This is a genomic window from Citrobacter sp. JUb117, from assembly GCF_024809055.1.
In the GTDB taxonomy this organism is placed as follows: Bacteria; Pseudomonadota; Gammaproteobacteria; order Enterobacterales; family Enterobacteriaceae; genus Citrobacter; species Citrobacter gillenii.
Window position 1 is genome coordinate 192,976 of record NZ_JANUFB010000001.1, and the last position, 18,894, is coordinate 211,869.

Below are 18,894 nucleotides of genomic sequence, written 5' to 3' on the forward strand. Positions count from 1 at the left end.
GATTCGCAAGCTTGCCGCCTTCCTGAAACGTGAACTATTTAGAGTATTAAATAAGCAGAAAAGATGCTTAAGGGATCACGATGCAGAACAGCGCTTTGAAAGCCTGGTTGGACTCTTCTTACCTCTCTGGTTCGAACCAGAGTTGGATAGAACAGCTCTATGAAGACTTCTTAACCGACCCTGACTCGGTAGATGCTAACTGGCGTTCGACGTTCCAGCAGTTACCTGGTACCGGAGTCAAACCGGATCAACTCCATTCAAAAACGCGTGATTATTTCCGTCGTCAGGCGTTGGCTACCCCACGTTACTCTTCTTCTATTTCTGACCCTGATGCCAATGTGAAGCAGGTTAAAGTCCTGCAGCTCATCAACGCATACCGTTTCCGCGGCCATCAGCATGCGAATCTCGATCCGCTGGGACTGTGGCAGCAAGAAAACGTGGCCGATCTGGATCCGTCTTTCCACGATCTGACCGAAGCCGATCTTCAGGAAAGCTTTAACGTCGGTTCTTTTGCCGGTGGCAAAGATACGATGAAGCTGGGCGAGTTACTGGAAGCACTGAAGCAAACTTACTGCGGCCCGATTGGCGCCGAGTACATGCACATCACCAGCACCGAAGAGAAACGCTGGCTTCAACAGCGTATCGAATCCGGTCGCGCGGCGTTCAGTGGCGAAGAGAAAAAACGGTTCCTCAGTGAACTGACCGCAGCAGAAGGTCTGGAGCGCTACCTGGGGGCCAAGTTCCCGGGTGCTAAACGCTTCTCGCTGGAAGGTGGTGATGCGTTAATTCCGATGCTCAAAGAGATGATTCGCCATGCCGGCAACAGCGGCACGCGTGAAGTGGTTCTGGGCATGGCGCACCGTGGTCGTTTGAACGTGCTGGTGAACGTGCTGGGTAAACGTCCACAAGAACTGTTCGACGAATTTGCGGGCAAACATAAAGAACACCTCGGTACCGGTGACGTGAAGTACCACATGGGCTTCTCATCGGATATCGAAACCGAAGGCGGTCTGGTTCACCTGGCGCTGGCGTTTAACCCGTCGCACCTGGAAATCGTCAGCCCGGTGGTTATCGGTTCCGTTCGTGCGCGTCTGGACAGACTGGATGAGCCGAGCAGCAATAAAGTTCTGCCGATCACCATTCACGGTGACGCAGCGGTAACCGGGCAGGGCGTGGTTCAGGAAACCCTGAACATGTCGAAAGCGCGCGGCTACGAAGTCGGCGGCACCGTTCGTATCGTTATCAACAACCAGGTCGGATTCACCACCTCTAACCCACTGGATGCGCGTTCCACGCCGTATTGCACCGACATTGGTAAGATGGTGATGGCGCCGATTTTCCACGTCAATGCGGATGACCCGGAAGCGGTCGCTTTCGTGACGCGTCTGGCGCTGGATTTCCGTAATACCTTTAAACGCGATGTGTTCATTGATCTGGTGTGCTACCGCCGTCACGGCCATAACGAAGCCGACGAGCCGAGCGCAACCCAGCCGCTGATGTATCAGAAAATCAAAAAACACCCGACTCCGCGCAAAATCTACGCTGACAAACTGGAAACCGATAAAGTTGTTACGCTGGAAGACGCGACCGAAATGGTCAACCTGTATCGTGATGCGTTAGATGCGGGTGAATGCGTGGTGAAAGAGTGGCGTCCAATGAACATGCACTCCTTCACCTGGTCACCGTACCTCAACCACGATTGGGATGAGAACTACCCGAGCAAGGTTGAAATGAAGCGTTTGCAGGAACTGGCAAAACGCATCAGTACCGTACCTGAAGCGGTTGAAATGCAGTCGCGCGTCGCCAAGATTTACGGTGACCGTCAGTCAATGGCTGCCGGCGAGAAGCTGTTCGACTGGGGTGGCGCTGAGAATCTGGCCTACGCCACGCTGGTAGACGAAGGCATTCCGGTTCGTCTGTCGGGTGAAGACTCTGGTCGCGGGACCTTCTTCCACCGCCATGCGGTGATCCACAACCAGGCGAACGGTTCAACCTACACCCCATTGCAGCACGTGCATAACGGTCAGGGCACGTTCCGCGTATGGGACTCCGTTCTGTCTGAAGAAGCGGTGCTGGCATTTGAATACGGCTACGCCACGGCTGAGCCGCGCACGCTGACCATCTGGGAAGCACAGTTTGGCGACTTCGCCAACGGCGCACAGGTGGTTATCGACCAGTTCATCTCCTCTGGCGAGCAGAAATGGGGCCGCATGTGTGGTCTGGTGATGCTGCTGCCGCACGGCTATGAAGGTCAGGGTCCGGAGCACTCCTCCGCGCGTCTGGAACGTTATCTGCAACTCTGCGCCGAGCAGAACATGCAGGTTTGCGTCCCGTCTACCCCGGCTCAGGTGTACCACATGCTGCGTCGTCAGGCGCTGCGCGGTATGCGCCGTCCACTGGTGGTGATGTCACCGAAGTCATTGCTGCGTCATCCGCTGGCGGTGTCCACGCTGGACGAACTGGCTAACGGTGCGTTCCTGCCAGCCATTGGCGAGATTGATGAACTGGATCCGAAAGGCGTGAAGCGCGTTGTAATGTGTTCTGGTAAGGTTTATTACGACCTGCTGGAGCAACGCCGTAAGAATGGTCAGAAAGATGTTGCCATTGTGCGCATCGAACAGCTTTATCCGTTCCCGCATAAAGCGATGCAGGACGTGTTGAAACAGTACGCTCACGTACATGATTTTGTCTGGTGCCAGGAAGAGCCGCTCAACCAGGGCGCATGGTACTGCAGCCAGCATCATTTCCGTGAAGTGATTCCATTTGGGTCTGCTCTGCGTTACGCAGGTCGCCCGGCCTCTGCCTCACCGGCAGTAGGATATATGTCCGTTCACCAGAAGCAGCAACAAGATCTGGTAAATGACGCGCTGAACGTCGATTAAATAAAGGATAAATAATGAGTAGCGTAGATATTCTTGTTCCCGACCTGCCTGAATCTGTGGCTGACGCAACCGTAGCGACCTGGCATAAAAAACCGGGCGATAGCGTTAAGCGCGATGAAGTGCTGGTAGAAATCGAAACTGACAAAGTGGTACTGGAAGTACCGGCATCAGCGGACGGTATTCTTGATGCGGTTCTGGAAGATGAAGGGACAACCGTCACGTCTCGCCAGATCCTCGGTCGCCTGCGTGAAGGTAACAGCGCCGGGAAAGAGACCAGCGCCAAGTCTGAAGAAAAAGATTCTACTCCGGCGCAGCGCCAGCAGGCCTCGCTCTCCGAGCAGAATAACGATGCCCTGAGCCCGGCGATTCGTCGCCTGCTGGGTGAGCATAACCTCGAAGCCAGCGCCATTAATGGTACCGGCGTCGGCGGCCGCATCACTCGTGAAGATGTTGAAAAACATCTGGCTAAAGCTCCGGCAGCGAAAGCGGAAGCCAAAGCACCGGCAGCCGCACCTGCCGCTCAACCTGCACTGGGTGCGCGTGGTGAGAAACGTGTTCCGATGACCCGTCTGCGTAAGCGCGTGGCCGAGCGTCTGCTGGAAGCGAAAAACTCCACCGCGATGCTGACGACCTTCAACGAAGTCAACATGAAGCCAATCATGGATCTGCGTAAGCAGTACGGTGATGCGTTTGAAAAACGTCACGGTATCCGTCTGGGCTTTATGTCGTTCTACGTGAAAGCCGTGGTTGAAGCGCTGAAACGCTTCCCGGAAGTCAACGCCTCTATCGATGGCGATGACGTGGTGTATCACAACTACTTTGATGTCAGCATGGCGGTCTCTACGCCGCGCGGCTTGGTGACTCCGGTTCTGCGCAATGTTGACCTGCTGGGTATGGCTGACATCGAGAAAAATATCAAAGAACTGGCAGTGAAAGGTCGCGACGGCAAGTTGACGGTCGAGGATCTGACGGGCGGGAACTTCACTATCACTAACGGTGGTGTGTTCGGTTCCTTGATGTCTACGCCGATCATCAACCCGCCGCAGAGCGCCATCCTGGGTATGCATGCCATCAAAGACAGGCCGATGGCGGTAGACGGCAAGGTTGAAATCCTGCCGATGATGTATCTGGCGCTGTCTTATGACCACCGTCTGATCGATGGTCGTGAGTCAGTGGGCTTCCTGGTGACCATTAAAGAGTTGCTGGAAGATCCAACGCGTCTGCTGTTAGACGTGTAACTATAAAGAGTATCACCTGCCCCGTAGGTCTGCGGCCTTATCAGGCCTACGGGTTATAAGATAACGATTACCTGAAGGATGGACAGAACACATGAACTTACATGAATATCAGGCAAAACAACTTTTTGCCCGCTATGGCTTACCGGCACCGGTGGGTTATGCCTGTACTACTCCGCGTGAAGCCGAAGAAGCTGCCTCTAAAATCGGCGCAGGTCCATGGGTAGTAAAATGTCAGGTTCACGCTGGTGGCCGCGGTAAAGCGGGCGGTGTGAAGGTCGTTAACAGCAAAGAAGACATTCGCGCTTTTGCTGAACACTGGCTGGGTAAACGTCTGGTCACTTACCAGACGGACGCCAATGGCCAACCGGTAAATCAGATTCTGGTTGAAGCTGCGACCGATATTGGTAAAGAACTTTACCTCGGCGCTGTGGTTGACCGTAGCTCCCGTCGCGTGGTCTTTATGGCCTCTACCGAAGGCGGCGTGGAAATCGAAAAAGTCGCGGAAGAAACCCCGCACCTGATCCACAAAGTCGCACTGGATCCGCTGGCGGGCCCAATGCCGTATCAGGGACGTGAGCTGGCATTCAAACTGGGTCTGGAAGGTAAACAGGTTCAGCAGTTCACCAAAATCTTTATGGGTCTGGCGACCATCTTCCTTGAGCGTGACCTGGCGCTGATCGAAATCAACCCGTTGGTTGTCACCAAGCAAGGCGACCTGATTTGCCTCGACGGCAAACTGGGTGCTGACGGCAACGCACTGTTCCGCCAGGCTGACCTGCGCGAAATGCGCGACCAGTCTCAGGAAGATCCGCGTGAAGCGCAGGCAGCACAGTGGGAGCTGAACTACGTTGCGCTGGATGGCAACATCGGTTGCATGGTTAACGGCGCGGGCCTGGCGATGGGCACCATGGACATCGTTAAGCTGCACGGCGGCGAACCGGCTAACTTCCTCGACGTTGGCGGCGGCGCAACCAAAGAGCGCGTGACCGAAGCGTTCAAAATCATCCTTTCTGACGACAATGTTAAAGCCGTTCTGGTTAACATCTTCGGCGGTATCGTACGTTGCGACCTGATCGCTGACGGTATCATCGGCGCGGTAGCGGAAGTGGGCGTTAACGTACCTGTTGTTGTCCGTCTGGAAGGCAACAATGCCGAACTCGGCGCGAAAAAATTGGCTGACAGCGGCCTGAATATTATTGCAGCGAAAAGTCTGACGGATGCAGCTCAGCAGGTTGTTGCCGCAGTGGAGGGGAAATAATGTCCGTTTTAATTAATAAAGATACCAAGGTAATCTGCCAGGGCTTCACCGGCAGCCAGGGGACATTCCACTCAGAACAAGCGATTGCTTACGGTACACAAATGGTCGGCGGCGTTACGCCGGGCAAAGGCGGCACCACCCATCTGGGTCTGCCGGTGTTCAACACCGTACGTGAAGCGGTAGAAGCGACCGGTGCGACTGCATCAGTTATCTATGTACCGGCACCGTTCTGCAAAGATTCCATTCTGGAAGCTGTTAACGCGGGCATCAAACTGATCATCACCATCACCGAAGGTATTCCGACGCTGGATATGCTGACCGTGAAAGTAGCGCTGGATGAAGCAGGCGTGCGTATGATTGGCCCGAACTGCCCAGGCGTTATCACCCCGGGCGAATGCAAAATCGGTATCATGCCGGGTCACATTCACAAACCGGGCAAAGTGGGCATCGTTTCCCGTTCCGGTACGCTGACCTATGAAGCGGTTAAGCAGACCACTGACTACGGTTTCGGCCAGTCCACCTGTGTGGGCATCGGTGGGGATCCAATCCCTGGTTCTAACTTTATCGACATTCTGAAGCTGTTCCAGGAAGATCCGCAAACCGAAGCGATTGTCATGATCGGTGAGATCGGCGGCAGCGCGGAAGAAGAAGCCGCAGCCTACATTAAAGATCATGTGACCAAACCGGTTGTCGGCTACATCGCTGGCGTGACCGCGCCGAAAGGCAAACGTATGGGCCATGCGGGCGCGATTATCTCTGGTGGTAAAGGGACAGCGGATGAGAAGTTCGCTGCACTGGAAGCCGCTGGTGTGAAAACCGTACGCAGCCTGGCTGATATCGGCGAAGCGCTGAAGACCGTGATTAAGTAATAAGTAAAAAAACAGCCCTGACTATCAATATGGTCAAGGGCTGTTCCCGTTTCGACATGGTTGGCCATCTGATGATGGCCTTTTTTATTTTCTGCAATCCACTATCTTGAAATTTGATCACAATCATCTTCACAAATGAGATTATTTTTTGCGGTCAGCATCATTCTTTCTTTAGACTAAATTCTGCATATTACCGGCTTTAATATCAACATTGCCGGAGGATGGCGTGCCGCTGAAAATTAAGGATGACGACTTACAGTGTTTTTTCTCCATCGCCGATGTTTTTGCCAGAGCGACAGGATTAGCGACGGTAGTGATTGATGTTACAGGCAAGGTGATATCGGATTGCCATAATTTTAACGCATTCTGTACACTCATGCGTACCAATGAACAGTACCGAGCGAGTTGTCAAAAGTGTGATAAGTATTGCGCTTTTGAAGGGTTAAAACAGCTAAAACCAAGAATACTCTGCTGTTATGCAGGATTAAGCCTCTTCTCAATGCCACTCATTAATGAAGGGAATCTTTGCGGTTTTATTATCTGTGGCCAAGTACGAGCCAAATATCAGGAATATAAAACAATAGTTATAGATGAGAAATCACAATGGATGAGCGACCCTGAAATAAAGGCTGCATGGGAACGCGTGATTGTTGTGGATAATAATATATTGACCGCGTCGGCAAACTTACTGAACTTTATTGTTAATAATTATGAACAAAAGGATACGGTAGATGAAATGGTTAATAACCCTAAAGTAAGTACCCCGCAGATTTATTTTACTGAGCTTTCCCGGCATGAAAAGAAACTCATGGAAGCGCTACGTTATATTGATGAGAATTTATATAGTGAGCTATCTCTTGAATCCGTGGCAGCGCATGTTTGTTTGAGCGCTAACTATTTTAGCCGCTTCTTTAAGAAGCGTCAGGGAGTGAATTTTAAAACATGGGTGAATCAGAAGAAAATGCAAAAAGCTGGCGAGTTATTGCATGATCCTGTGCATTCAATAGACAGCATTGCCCGGAAACTTCAGTACGCGCAAACCAGTTACTTTTGCCGTGTTTTCCGGGCGGCGCATCAAACGTCACCCCAGTCTTTTCGTCACGCGAGACTTTCGCAGTAGAGGCTTTCCGGTAGCGTGAGGGCTTCAGGAATAAAAGACAGTCTGTCGCTTAGGGTCACAACCTCACCGATAACGATCAGCGCGGGTGGCACGATGTTCGCTTCCTGCGCTTTGTTCAGTAATGACCCCAATGTACAAGTCAGTCGGCGCTGATTCTCCCGCGTAGCGGACATGATAATAGCGGCGGGGGTGTCGGCAGATTTTCCCCCCATGAGCAACTCTTCACAAATAAACGCCAGATTGGCGATCCCCATCACGATAACCAGCGTACCGTTGAGTTTGGCCAGCTGACGCCAGTCCTGCTGCTGATTTCCTTCACGCATATGACCGGTGACCACGTGAAATCCTGAAGCATAATCGCGATGCGTTACCGGAATACCGGCGCAGGTCAGGCCGCCAATAGTGGAACTGATGCCGGGTACGACTTCAAAAGGTATGCCGATTTCCACGAGATCCTCAACTTCTTCAGCCCCCCGGCCAAACACATAAGGATCGCCGCCTTTTAAGCGCACGATATGGTGATGGGTTTCAGCGTACTGGACCAGCAGCGCGTTGATTTCATCCTGTGGCACACAATGAAAGCCCGGATTTTTGCCGACATTGATGAGCTGGCAATCAGGTGCCGCCCATTCCAAAATTTTAGGATTGACCAGCCTGTCGTAAATAATGACATCGGCTTGCTTAATGCACATCATTGCTTTGAGGGTGAGTAACGATATATCACCGGGACCGGCGCCAACGAGCCAGACCTTTCCGAAAGTTTTCACATTGTGTCCTTTATCACGTCTAACATTAGAATGGCAGAAACTACATCAAGGAATGATTAAAAGCAGTCGTTTGCCGGGTGGTTATAACACTAAATTATCCTAAAATATCTCAGCAATAATATTGATTAAACTCGCATAGTTTTTTCTGCAATAAACAAGATCATTTGAAAAATTATTAAGAACTTATAAGCACTATTTGCCCAGGTTTAACCTTATTTAAATTGTGTTTACTGCCCGGCTTGCGTATTATTGGTTAATATTTATCCGCCTCAGTGTGAGTAAATCATGGATTGGATCAATGACATCAATGGACAAAATAAAATATAACTTTCGATGCTTGTCTGGGTGTAATGAAATTTATTTTATATATTAAACTTATTTTGTACGCTGCATATGGAAGAGGTTATGAGAGGAAAAATACCGAAGACGGAGTTGCTGGTAACTTTTGAAGTGGTTGCGCGTCACGAAAGTTATACCCGGGCAGCAGAAGAGCTTGCGTTGACACAAAGTGCTGTTTTTCGCCAGGTGAATGCGCTGGAGGACTTTCTAAATACAGCGCTATTTAATCATGCCAAAAAGCGAATTTTCTTAAATGCGGCAGGGAAGCATTATTTAACTATCGTCAAGGAAACGCTTAACAAACTGGAACGTGACACCACCACCATAATGACCTGGCAACCGACCGTGCAGGTTATTGAGTTGGCGGTTAATCCTACGTTTAGTACGCACTGGCTGATTCCTAACTTACGTGAGTTCAATAAACTTAACCCTGATATTATCGTTAATATTCACTCTTTGGCGAATATCGGCGATTTTCTCAATCGCGAATACGACGCGGCAATCATGCGGGAAGATTTTTACTCGCCATGGTCTGGGGTGGAGTACCTTTTCGAAGAGGAAATTTTACCTGTATGCAGCAGATGTTTGCTGACGGAAGCCGATCGCAAGCTGGCCGTGAACGATCTGCTGAATGAGTTTCCTTTGTTGCACCAAAGTACACGTATCAAAGGCTGGCAGGAGTGGTTTGCCTTGTCTGATGTCAGCAGTCCGTTGGTCAATAAAGGTCCGCGCTTTGATTTGCTCTCGATGCTGATCGCGGCAGTACGCTCGAATTTGGGCGTCGCGTTGTTACCCCGATTTGCTATTCAGCACGATCTGGACTGCGGTGATATGGTGATTCCCTGCGATGTCCCGATGCGTACCGGTAACCGGTTCATTATGACGTGGCGTGAAGAGAAGGCGGAATCTCCGCATTTACAGACTTTCCGTAACTGGTTACTCGGTAAATCTGTGGTGTCAGTGACGTGATGACAACGCCGGCCTACAATGTTGTAGGCCAGCGTGTTTTTCCTACCAGTCAATCCCAACTTGTGCCTGAATACCGCTATCAAACGCGTGCTTGACCGGACGCATCTCACTGACCGTATCGGCAAGTTCCAGTAAAAGCGTGTGGCATCCGCGGCCTGTGACAATTACGCTCTGTTCGGCTGGACGATTCTCGATGGCAGCGATCACTTCCTGAGTATCCAGATAGTGATACGCCAACATATACGTCAGTTCATCCAGTACGACCAGGTCGTAGTGCGCATCGGCGAGCATGCGCTTACTTTCCTGCCAGACCACCGTTGCTGCCGCAATGTCCGCTTCCTTGTTCTGGGTTTCCCAGGTAAAGCCGGTGCCCATAATATGGAATTCAACGCCGAGCGGTTGTAACGTGTTGTATTCGCCATTATCCCACTGGCCTTTAATAAACTGCGCGACGCCAACGGTTTTTCCATGGCCGACCGCGCGCGTCGCGGTACCAAAGGCGGCTGTGGATTTCCCTTTACCGTTGCCGGTGAAGACAATCAAAATCCCTTTCTTTTCCGTTGCCGCCGCCACGCGGGTATCAACCTGATCTTTCAGTTTCTGCTGACGCTGGCGGTGCCTGTCGTCATTGGCTCGCGCTTCCATTGTTGCTCCTTAATGTCCTGCAGGGCAGGTTGTGCAGCGATGCTGCTGCTCAAACTGACTAAAGAAGTTGTTGCCTTTGTCATCCACTAATACAAAGGCGGGCATATTTTTCACTTCCATCATCCACACCGCTTCCATACCCAGTTCAGGATATTCAAGACAATGCAGGCTCTTCACATACTGCTGGGCCAGCAGCGCCGCTGCGCCGCCGATGCTGCCGAGGTTAAATCCACCATGCTTCTGACAAGCATCGGTCACCTGCTTGCTGCGATTGCCTTTTGACAACATGATCAAACTGCCGCCTGCTGCCTGGAAAGCATCGACATAACCGTCCATGCGCCCGCCGGTAGTGGGGCCCATTGAACCGCAGGCCAGATTGTTAGGCGTTTTGGCGGGACCGGCGTAATACACAATGTGATTTTTCATGTATTCCGGCATCGGTTCGCCGTTATCCAGACGTTCTTTGATCTTGGCATGGGCGATATCGCGGGCAACGACAATTGGGCCGCTGAGTGACAGTCGGGTGCCAATCGGCAGCGCGGACAGATCCTGCATGATCTCGCGCAGCGGACGATCCAGATTCAGTTGTACGGTCTGACCGCTGTTTTCTACGCGCTGAGAATCGGGAATAAATTTTCCCGGATTATGTTCAAGTTTCTCCAGCCAGATACCGTGCTTATTAATTTTGGCTTTAATATTGCGGTCTGCAGAGCAGGAGAGGGCCATGGCGATAGGGCAGGAGCCACCGTGGCGTGGCAGGCGAATGACGCGAATGTCGTGCGCGAAGTATTTACCGCCAAACTGTGCGCCAATACCAAACTCGCGGCTGGCATTGAGCAACGCCGTCTCCAGTGCGGTATCGCGGAACGCCTGACCCAGTTCGTTGCCACTGGTTGGCAGGTTATCGTAATATTTTGTTGAAGCCAGCTTAGCCACTTTCAGCGATTGATCGGCAGAGAGCCCGCCCACGACGAACGCAATGTGATACGGCGGACAGGCAGCGGTGCCCAGTGATTTCATTTTCTCGATCAGGAAGGCGGTGAGTTTTTCTGGCTGCAGAATGGACTTGGTTTCTTGATACAGCGCCGCTTTGTTGGCCGAGCCGCCGCCTTTATTGACGAACAGGAAGCGGTATTCGTTACCCGGAGTTGCACTGATGTCGATTTGCGCAGGCAGGTTCGTTTGGGTATTGACCTCGGTGTACATATCCAACGGGGCATTTTGCGAATAGCGCAGGTTATTTTCCGTGAAGGTGGTATACACGCCTTTGCTTAATGCTTCCGCGTCATCGCCGCCGGTCCAGACCTGCTGTCCTTTGCTGGCAACAATCGTTGCGGTGCCGGTATCCTGGCAGTTGGGCAGTACGCCTTTGGCGGAAACTTCCGCATTGCGCAGCAGTTGAAGTGCGACATATTTATCGTTACTGCTGGCCTGCGGGTCGTGCAAAATGCTGGCTACTTGCTTCAAATGTCCGGCGCGCAGGAAAAAGGACGCTTCATAAAATGCCTGCTGTGCCAACAAGGTTAACGCCTCAGGCGCCACCTTGATCACTTCCTCTCCGTCTAACTCAGTTACCGTAACGTATTGGTTAGTGAGTAATTCATATTCTGTATTATCTTTACTCTGAACAAAGAGTTCCTGCCAGACAAATGGTTTAGACATTTTTACTTCTCACCTTTAGGTTTTTAGGTAACGTCGGTTCCGGCCAACAAAAAAGTAAACTTTGTTGGCCGGAGAAGTTTTAGCGAGGAGGCCGGATACGCATTAGCGCTATCCGGCACGGGATTATTTCGCTAAAAAGACGTTGGCTTTTGTCGCTTCGGCGACATATTCGATAGTTTTCTGGGCACGAACGCTGTTACCGGCTTCATCCAGCGGCGGAGAATAAACAGCTATCGCATATTCACCCGGGACAACAGCAACCATTCCGCCGCCAACGCCGCTTTTCGCCGGCAGGCCGACGGTATACAGCCACTTGCCACTGCCGTCGTACAACCCGGCAATCGCCATTTCAGCCAATACTTGCGGCACATATTTTTCGTTCAACAACTGCTTGCCGTTAAACGGAGACTTTCCTTTGTTGGCGAGGACAGCACCCATTTTGGCCAGTTGCTCAACGGTGATATCGACTGAGCATTGACGGGTATAAATTTCAACGGCTTCGTCGGTGTCGCCATAGAAGCTGTTGTAGGATTCCATCAGCTTCGCCAGCGCCTGGTTGTGCTGGTTGGTATCCATTTCAGATTTGAACACCGGTTCGTTCACGGTCAGTTTGGCATCTGCCCAGACGTTCAGGTTATCGAGGATTTTGTTCCAGCGATCGGTTTTGTCTTTGGCTTCAATCAGGCTAACGGTGCTCATTGCGCCGGCATTAACCAGCGGGTTTTCCGGTGCGCCTTTAGTCAGTTCAACGGCTAAGCCTGAGTTGAATGGCATGCCGGTGGCATTGGCGCCGAGTTTATCCAGAACCACCTGTGGGCCATGCTGCTCCATAGCCAATGCCATGGTGAAGACTTTGCTCAGGGATTCCATCGGGAAGGGTTTGTTGACATCGCCAACCTGGTAGATTTTGCCGTCAACGGTGGCAATGGTGATGGCAAAATTTTTCGGGCTATAGGTCGCCAGAGCAGGGATATAGTCGGCGACTTTTCCGTCATTGTTACTTTTAAATTTCTGGTGTGCCTGTTCGATCAGTTTGGCGTAATCCGGCGTGGTTTGCGCGAACGTGGTTGCGCTAAACAAGACGCTGAAAGAAAAGAGACTTACGCCGAGAAGTGTTTTATTCATTGTGTTTTCCTGGTGGTGTTGTGAAAAAAGATCCGTAGACCGGAAAAACCTTATCGACCTGGTAAGACGCTTCGCGTCGCCATCAGGTGTGGCTCTCTTGTCGGATAGCGGCGTAAACGCCTTACCCGGTCTACAGATCGCAGTTATCAAATGATTAAGACAAAGCAACTTCCGTTTCAGTAACCGGACGATCCTGTTCCGGGGTTTTCACTGGTGCAGTTCCGCGACAACCCTGGCCGAAGTGTTCACCTTCCCAACGACCCACGATGGCAGCACCCATGGCATTACTCATTACGTTAGTGGCAGAACGACCCATATCGAGGAACGGATCGACGCCCATCAGCAGGATCAGGCCGGCTTCCGGAATGTTGAATTGGTTCAGCGTAGCGGCGATAACTACCATTGACGCACGCGGTACACCCGCCATCCCTTTAGAGGTCAGCATCAGGATCAACAGCATGGTGATTTGCTCACCCATGCTCAGTTCGATATTGCACGCCTGGGCAATAAAGACGGTGGCAAAGGAGCAGTAGGCCATGGAGCCGACCAGGTTAAACGAGTAACCGATAGGCAGTACGAAGCTGGCAATTTTGGAAGAGACGCCAAACTTCTCCAGTTTATCCAGCGTGCCTGGGAAGGCCGCTTCAGAACTGGAGGTGGTAAAGGCCAGCAGAGCCGGTTCGAGAATGGATTTTGTCAGACGGCTGATGCAAGGACCAATCAGCAGCGTTGACAGACCAATCAGGATGGCCCACAGCATACCCAGCGTCAGGTAGAACTCACCCATGAAGATCCCGGCGCTCACCATCACACCCAGACCACGTTCGGCAATCAGACCGGAAATCGCAGCAAAAACGGTCAGTGGTGCGAACAGCATGACGTAGCCAGTCAGCTTCAGCATCACGTGTACCAGCGAGTCCAGTACCTTCACGATAGGATCGGCTTTTTCGCCAATGGCGGCCAGACTGCAACCGAGGAAAATTGAGAACACAACGATCTGCAGGATTTCGTTACGTGCCATCGCGTCAACGATACTGGTCGGTACCGCGTGCGAGATAAATACTTTCAGCGTGAACGGTTCTGACTTAACGGCTGCGACAGCACCGACGTCATGCGGAACAAAGTTGATGCCCGCACCCGGCTGGAAGATGTTAACGATAACCAGACCCAGCGCAATTGACACCAGAGAGGCGCAAATAAACAGGAAAAAGGTTTTAGAAAATATACGCCCCAGCGTTTTGGCATCGCCCATTTTGGCAATACCAACAACCAGTGTGGAGATAACCAATGGCGCGATAATCATTTTCACCATACGTAAGAATATAGTGGTGAAAATAGAAATATCCGCTGCATAAGATTTTGCTGTTTCAGCCGCGGCCATATTATTTATGGCCACCCCGGCAATCATGCCGAGTATCAGGCCTAATATGATCATCTTCGTTAAACTAATTTTCTTCATGTGTACTCCATCGGATAAAGGCTGGTAATGAAAATTGTGTAGGGTGGCGGGCACCTGAGCTGGAACAGTAGCTCAGGCGCACGCCTGTTGTGACCAACCGCATGAATACTTCGAAGCACTGTGATACTGCTGAATTCTGTGCTCCAATGGTTGTTATTTTGTTTTTTATTACAAATCGAACTCAATACTTAATAATGGAGCATGTTGCTGCGCGCCATAAACATCATTGTCACCGACGTTGCCGGAAATAATATCGCGAGGCATGACGATCTTTACCGCATTTGCCGGGTCAAACCAGACAATGTTATGAATAAAGTCAGGCTCGACATTATATAATCCAGCAATCAGTTGCGGTGTTAATTGCTCGGACGCTTTCACTCGTTGATAGTCTTCCTTGGTTTTAAATAAAATATCTAAAACCAGTTCGTACGGTCCGGCATTTTTGGAACGGATGACCTGCGCCAGTGAACAAATTGAGTGTTTCATGCCTGAACTCCTTCTGGCGTGACCTGTTCAATGTGGAAATCAAAACGCAGTGCATCGCTTGCTTCAATCAGGTGATAGATTGAGAACTCATACACCGGACCACTCTGAATATCAGATGGCGAGAACGGGAAAGCGAGGTTGCCCGCAGTCGCAATGCGATTTTCATAGCCGTAGTGCAGCAGGGTAGAGCGCACCAGCGAGCAGACGCTGTTGGCGATATCCTGCGTCGGTGCGACCACGTCCAGTAAAATCCCCAGTTCGTGACCGGCGGTTTTAATTGGCTCATGATTGCCCATCACACCGTTCTTCCCGTACAGGTGGAACGTCATGCGGATACTGTCATCATTCAGTGAAAGGTTACGTGCTACGCTTGCCTGTACCTCTTCAAGAATGGTGTCAATTCCGGCAATCATAATCGGGTCGCGTGTCCCGGCGATGGTCAGGCAGCGGAAGCCAACCTGACGTGCACCTTCCAGTTTCAGCGCATACGGCGTCTCTTCATGACGTGAGCCGCTGACATACACTTCGCCGTCGTTTACCTGCGTGAAGGTACACGCCTTCAGGTTCAGCACGCCGCCCGGTCCCGGCAGGAAGTACGGATCGGACTTCTCATACAGAGTGTGCGCTGCGGCGGACGTTTCAGTGAACTTACGCTTTGGATTGAACGCTTTCAGCGTAAAGCCGTTGTCGTCAATGATCCCCATCGCACAATCTGAGCCGGAGCCCGGGGTGGCGGCAATAGCAGCACACTCAAGGATCTTACCGCAGTGAAGCGCCAGACCTTCATCAAAGCCCTGCATAATCGGCAGTGCGGCAAAGCAGGCCGGATCGTAGGCTCGTCCGCCCAGTACCACCTGCGCACCGGCTTCCAGCGCACGCTGGAAAGGCTCGACGCCCATCTGTGCGACGATGTAGGTGCTCTCTTCAATCGCCTCGTGAGTCAGTTCAGGGACAAAATCCAGGGCGGTGATTTTGCCGTTATCCAGCGCCTGATGAACGACCTCTTTGTCGACATCAGACGGGATCAGCGCCATAGAGAAGGACAGTTTTTCTTCCTGCGCAATCTCATGGATAATTTGGCGACACCACTCCAGATGCGGAGCAGCACCTGAACCACCGGCTGTGCCGATGACCACCGGGATGTTGTTCTTAACGCCTGCTACGATCATATAGCGCAGATCGCGTTTTACGCCGGCCCTGTCGGTAAACGGTTTACCTGCCCCGAGGTAGTGGGGACCAGGATCGGAGGAACCCGCGTCAACAGCAATAAGATCCGGTGACTCTTCCATGGCTTTACGAAAACTTTCTTCCGGGAAGCCATAACCCAGGATAGCCGTAGGCGATAAGATCTTAAATGTGCGTGCCATCTCTTAATCCTTAGTCTGCAACAGCGCGATGGTGCGGTTCATTTCGTTAAACACGATGTTGAGACCTTCATCGAAACCCATACCCGGTTTGATCAGCATGCGCATTGGACGCGCGGCCAGCGCGACGTGTACGCAGGTACGTGCACTGATCTCGGTTTCGTTACAGGTGCCGCCCTGATAGGCTTCCATTCCGTGTTTGTTGCAATACAGCACTGCATCAACGATGTTGTGAACACCACCCAGATCCGGGGTCTTGATTTGCACCATGTGGCAACTGCCCGCATCGGTGAAGTCGACGATATCCTGATAGGTGTTACACCATTCATCGGCCACGATTTTCACGCCGGAGCCCAGACGAGCCAGCTCATTGGTGATCTCAGTCAGCATGCGGATCTGATCCGGTTTGTTACCGGCATCAACCGGACCTTCGATGTACAGCGGCAGGCCCTGGGCTTCAACTTCCAGGCTGGCGATGTATTCGGCGCAACGAACCGGATCCATATCGAAAATCAGACCGATGGTGCCGTACACATCAATGTGCAGCGTAGGCTGATACGCTTCGTTGGTGCGCAGGGTTAAGATGCGGTTGGATAACCAGCGCACATACTCACGCAGTTTTTCACCTTTAAAGCCCAGCTTCTGCTCGACGTTGTTGATCAGCGCGTGCGGCAGAACGTCCACACCTTTGAGGATCATTTTGTCTACGGCGATATAACGGTCATCGCCGCTCTGGCCGAATAAAGGAATCGCTTCCGGAACGCATGGCAGCTGCCATTCGTCACAAACGACTTCTGCTTTCAGACGACCGGTCGCCAGCGCAGCGGCATCCAGCAGCGCCTGAGACAGGCCGTAGCGAACGGCGGTATGCAGCAGACGACCGTCAATGCTCAGTTCGTCGAAGAAACGGGCGTTTGGCAGGAACGCATCGACATCGCGACCTTCCAGCAGCGGTTTGATGTGATCGTTGAGGAACGGAATGAAGTTCTCTGCCAGGAACAGCGGGTCACGACCGCCCGCACCGGAATACTGTACGGCTGCACAATCACCGACCGCTACCGCGCCGTTTTCCAGAATCAGCTGAACCGAAACGCATTCACCCGCCTGGCGAACAGAAGTAAATCCAGGCGTTACCGGCGTGCCGGTATAGATGAACCCATCGTGACCTGCGCCGTCTTTAATGGCCTGCTGGTCGTCAAAATAAAATGAGGAGTAGCCAGCTGTGAAAAGGGCCTGTTTAATTTTCATTATGGTCTTCCTATTAATTTACTGTGGGATACGGCGTTGATGTCATCAATGACCATCTGGAAAGAAGGCTTGCGGCCTTCAAAGTGGGCGCGCTCTGCGACGTAGTCGTGGTGCAGGGCGAGAATATCTTTCGGCAACGGTACGGAGCCGGCTTCAAGAATACGGATTGCGCCTGAGTTATCGCGAACCGGCAGGATTTTGCCAGCATTACAGGCTGCAGGTGCGAAAGGCACGTCCAGTACGCCTGCTTCAAAGGCCAGCACGGTACCGCGTGCAATGTCGCCATTACCCAGTTCGAAGACTTTCTTCAGCACTGCGTGGACTTCGCTCTTAATCAGTTCTACTTCCTGCTCCACGGCTGCGCACTGCGGGAATTTCTGGTCGCTAACCATGTTCAGCATCTGACGTGACGCTTTGAGGCCTTGGGCGTTTGCTGCCGCAGTCGGGATACCAAATGCTTCATGCGGGCTCTTGGTGATCACTTTCGTTGCGCCAGACATGCCAGCCACTGCCGCACCCCAGGCGATGACGGAGAAAGCTTTCGCTTCGTCTTCCGGGAATCCGCCCATCCACTGGTGGAATACGGTGCTCAGTTCATAGTCGTCGAAGCCGTAGTTATGGAAGTATTCGTGTGACAGTTCACGCAGCGCTTGAATCGCAGCAATGTCCTGCGTCAGGCTACCGACCTGGCCGTAGCCCACGGTAATGGACTTCACGCCTTGCTCCAGCGCCAGCAGACCTTCGATGATCGCGACGGAGTGAGACATGAATGGCGGAATCAGGGTGCCGGTCAGCGGACCAAAGGGTTCACGGTTAATGCGAATCCCGTTTTCTTCGTACAGTCCCATCAGACGGTCGCAGTACTGCCAGTCACGGATGGATTTTTCCAGGGTGACGCGCTTGGCGTAAGGGATGTTGTAAGAGATACCGCCACCTTCGTAGCTGGTAAAACCACTGGCCATGGCAATTTCTGCCAGCAAGCGCGCATCTGGCGTACCGTGGCGAACCTGGATAGGTTTCTCCAGGGATTCCGTCATCCGGCGGCAGGCAGCAACCCCGTGGTTGACGACCGGTAAACCATTCAGCTTGGACGTACCCGCTTCGATAGATTTCTGGATCCCGACGGCGGCTTCTTCATAACGGTTCAGACGGGTATAAGCATCGATGGTGCTGGGCAGCAGGTCGCACTCTTGCTGCAATGTTTTGAGCAGCGCAATGTGCTCATCCATTAATGCAACGCCTGCACGCGGCTGGCTCAGGGTTTTACCTTCCTGATCGGCCTTCAACAGCGCGAGGGAGAAGCGCTTCTGGTCTGGAATTGTTTGTTGGTACTTCACGCCATCTTCGAAGTTCTCAACGTCTTTGCCGGTTTCCCAGGTTTGTAACACCTGCAGCCTTTCGGTCATAAATTCGTCATGGGTCAGTTTTTTATTTCGAAGTTCCATTCGTAGCTGCCTTAAGTT

General features: G+C 52.0%; 15 protein-coding genes. 6 read left to right on the plus strand and 9 right to left on the minus strand.

From position 1 onward, the window contains the following. Nucleotides 1-80: 80 nt before the first annotated feature. The 5 genes from sucA to M2374_RS00955 all read left to right on the plus strand — a co-directional run bounded on the left by sucA (nt 81) and on the right by M2374_RS00955 (nt 7,367). A complete protein-coding gene (gene sucA / locus M2374_RS00935; RefSeq protein ID WP_117342253.1) occupies nt 81-2,882 on the plus strand; it encodes a 2-oxoglutarate dehydrogenase E1 component in 2,802 nt (933 codons plus the stop codon). A 14-nt stretch (nt 2,883-2,896) separates the two neighbouring features. Further along, nucleotides 2,897-4,120: a 2-oxoglutarate dehydrogenase complex dihydrolipoyllysine-residue succinyltransferase gene (gene odhB / locus M2374_RS00940; RefSeq protein ID WP_117342254.1), complete on the plus strand. Its 1,224-nt coding sequence runs from the start codon at nt 2,897-2,899 to the stop codon at nt 4,118-4,120. Nucleotides 4,121-4,211: 91 nt separating this feature from the next. Then, nucleotides 4,212-5,378, plus strand: coding sequence for an ADP-forming succinate--CoA ligase subunit beta (gene sucC / locus M2374_RS00945; protein ID WP_096757838.1), 1,167 nt, complete (start codon nt 4,212-4,214; stop codon nt 5,376-5,378). Next, entirely contained in the window at nt 5,378-6,247 is an 870-nt protein-coding gene (gene sucD / locus M2374_RS00950; protein WP_115259045.1) for a succinate--CoA ligase subunit alpha, read from the plus strand. Before sucC ends, sucD begins: the two co-directional genes overlap by 1 nt. Before the next feature lie 226 nt (nt 6,248-6,473). Further along, nucleotides 6,474-7,367 carry a PocR ligand-binding domain-containing protein gene (locus M2374_RS00955; RefSeq protein WP_181490432.1) on the plus strand — a complete coding sequence of 298 codons (894 nt, stop codon included), beginning with the start codon at nt 6,474-6,476 and terminating at the stop codon, nt 7,365-7,367. Here M2374_RS00955 and cobA read toward each other — a convergent pair. Beyond that, on the minus strand, nt 7,346-8,134 hold the full coding sequence (gene cobA, locus M2374_RS00960) for a uroporphyrinogen-III C-methyltransferase (protein WP_181688355.1): 789 nt from the start codon (nt 8,132-8,134) through the stop codon (nt 7,346-7,348). The genes M2374_RS00955 and cobA overlap by 22 nt on opposite strands. 405 nt (nt 8,135-8,539) lie before the next feature. Here cobA and M2374_RS00965 point away from each other — a divergent pair, with 405 nt between their 5' ends. Continuing rightward, on the plus strand, nt 8,540-9,442 hold the full coding sequence (locus M2374_RS00965) for a LysR substrate-binding domain-containing protein (RefSeq protein WP_153880574.1): 903 nt from the start codon (nt 8,540-8,542) through the stop codon (nt 9,440-9,442). Nucleotides 9,443-9,484: 42 nt separating this feature from the next. On the opposite strand, the gene cobO is transcribed toward M2374_RS00965, so the two are convergent. From cobO to M2374_RS01005, 8 genes are all read right to left on the minus strand, one after another. Beyond that, nucleotides 9,485-10,087: a cob(I)yrinic acid a,c-diamide adenosyltransferase gene (gene cobO, locus M2374_RS00970; protein ID WP_117342258.1), complete on the minus strand. Its 603-nt coding sequence runs from the start codon at nt 10,085-10,087 to the stop codon at nt 9,485-9,487. A 9-nt stretch (nt 10,088-10,096) separates the two neighbouring features. Further along, on the minus strand, nt 10,097-11,749 hold the full coding sequence (locus M2374_RS00975) for a class I fumarate hydratase (RefSeq protein ID WP_115259040.1): 1,653 nt from the start codon (nt 11,747-11,749) through the stop codon (nt 10,097-10,099). A gap of 123 nt (nt 11,750-11,872) precedes the next feature. Then, nucleotides 11,873-12,874 (minus strand): glutaminase A, encoded by a 1,002-nt coding sequence (gene glsA, locus M2374_RS00980; RefSeq protein WP_115259039.1) that lies wholly within the window; start codon nt 12,872-12,874, stop codon nt 11,873-11,875. A gap of 154 nt (nt 12,875-13,028) precedes the next feature. Then, the gene (locus M2374_RS00985) at nt 13,029-14,333 is read right to left on the minus strand and encodes a dicarboxylate/amino acid:cation symporter (protein WP_115259038.1); all 1,305 of its coding nucleotides are present in this window, start codon (nt 14,331-14,333) and stop codon (nt 13,029-13,031) included. A gap of 168 nt (nt 14,334-14,501) precedes the next feature. After that, nucleotides 14,502-14,819: a DUF4387 domain-containing protein gene (locus M2374_RS00990; protein WP_115259037.1), complete on the minus strand. Its 318-nt coding sequence runs from the start codon at nt 14,817-14,819 to the stop codon at nt 14,502-14,504. Beyond that, complete coding sequence (locus M2374_RS00995; RefSeq protein ID WP_096757828.1) at nt 14,816-16,186, minus strand: acyclic terpene utilization AtuA family protein; 1,371 nt, start codon at nt 16,184-16,186, stop codon at nt 14,816-14,818. Before M2374_RS00995 ends, M2374_RS00990 begins: the two co-directional genes overlap by 4 nt. Nucleotides 16,187-16,189: 3 nt before the next feature. Next, nucleotides 16,190-17,431, minus strand: coding sequence for a methylaspartate ammonia-lyase (locus M2374_RS01000; protein ID WP_117342261.1), 1,242 nt, complete (start codon nt 17,429-17,431; stop codon nt 16,190-16,192). Beyond that, entirely contained in the window at nt 17,431-18,876 is a 1,446-nt protein-coding gene (locus M2374_RS01005) for a methylaspartate mutase subunit E (RefSeq protein ID WP_096757826.1), read from the minus strand. The genes M2374_RS01000 and M2374_RS01005 overlap by 1 nt, the downstream gene beginning before the upstream one ends. Nucleotides 18,877-18,894: the final 18 nt, after the last annotated feature.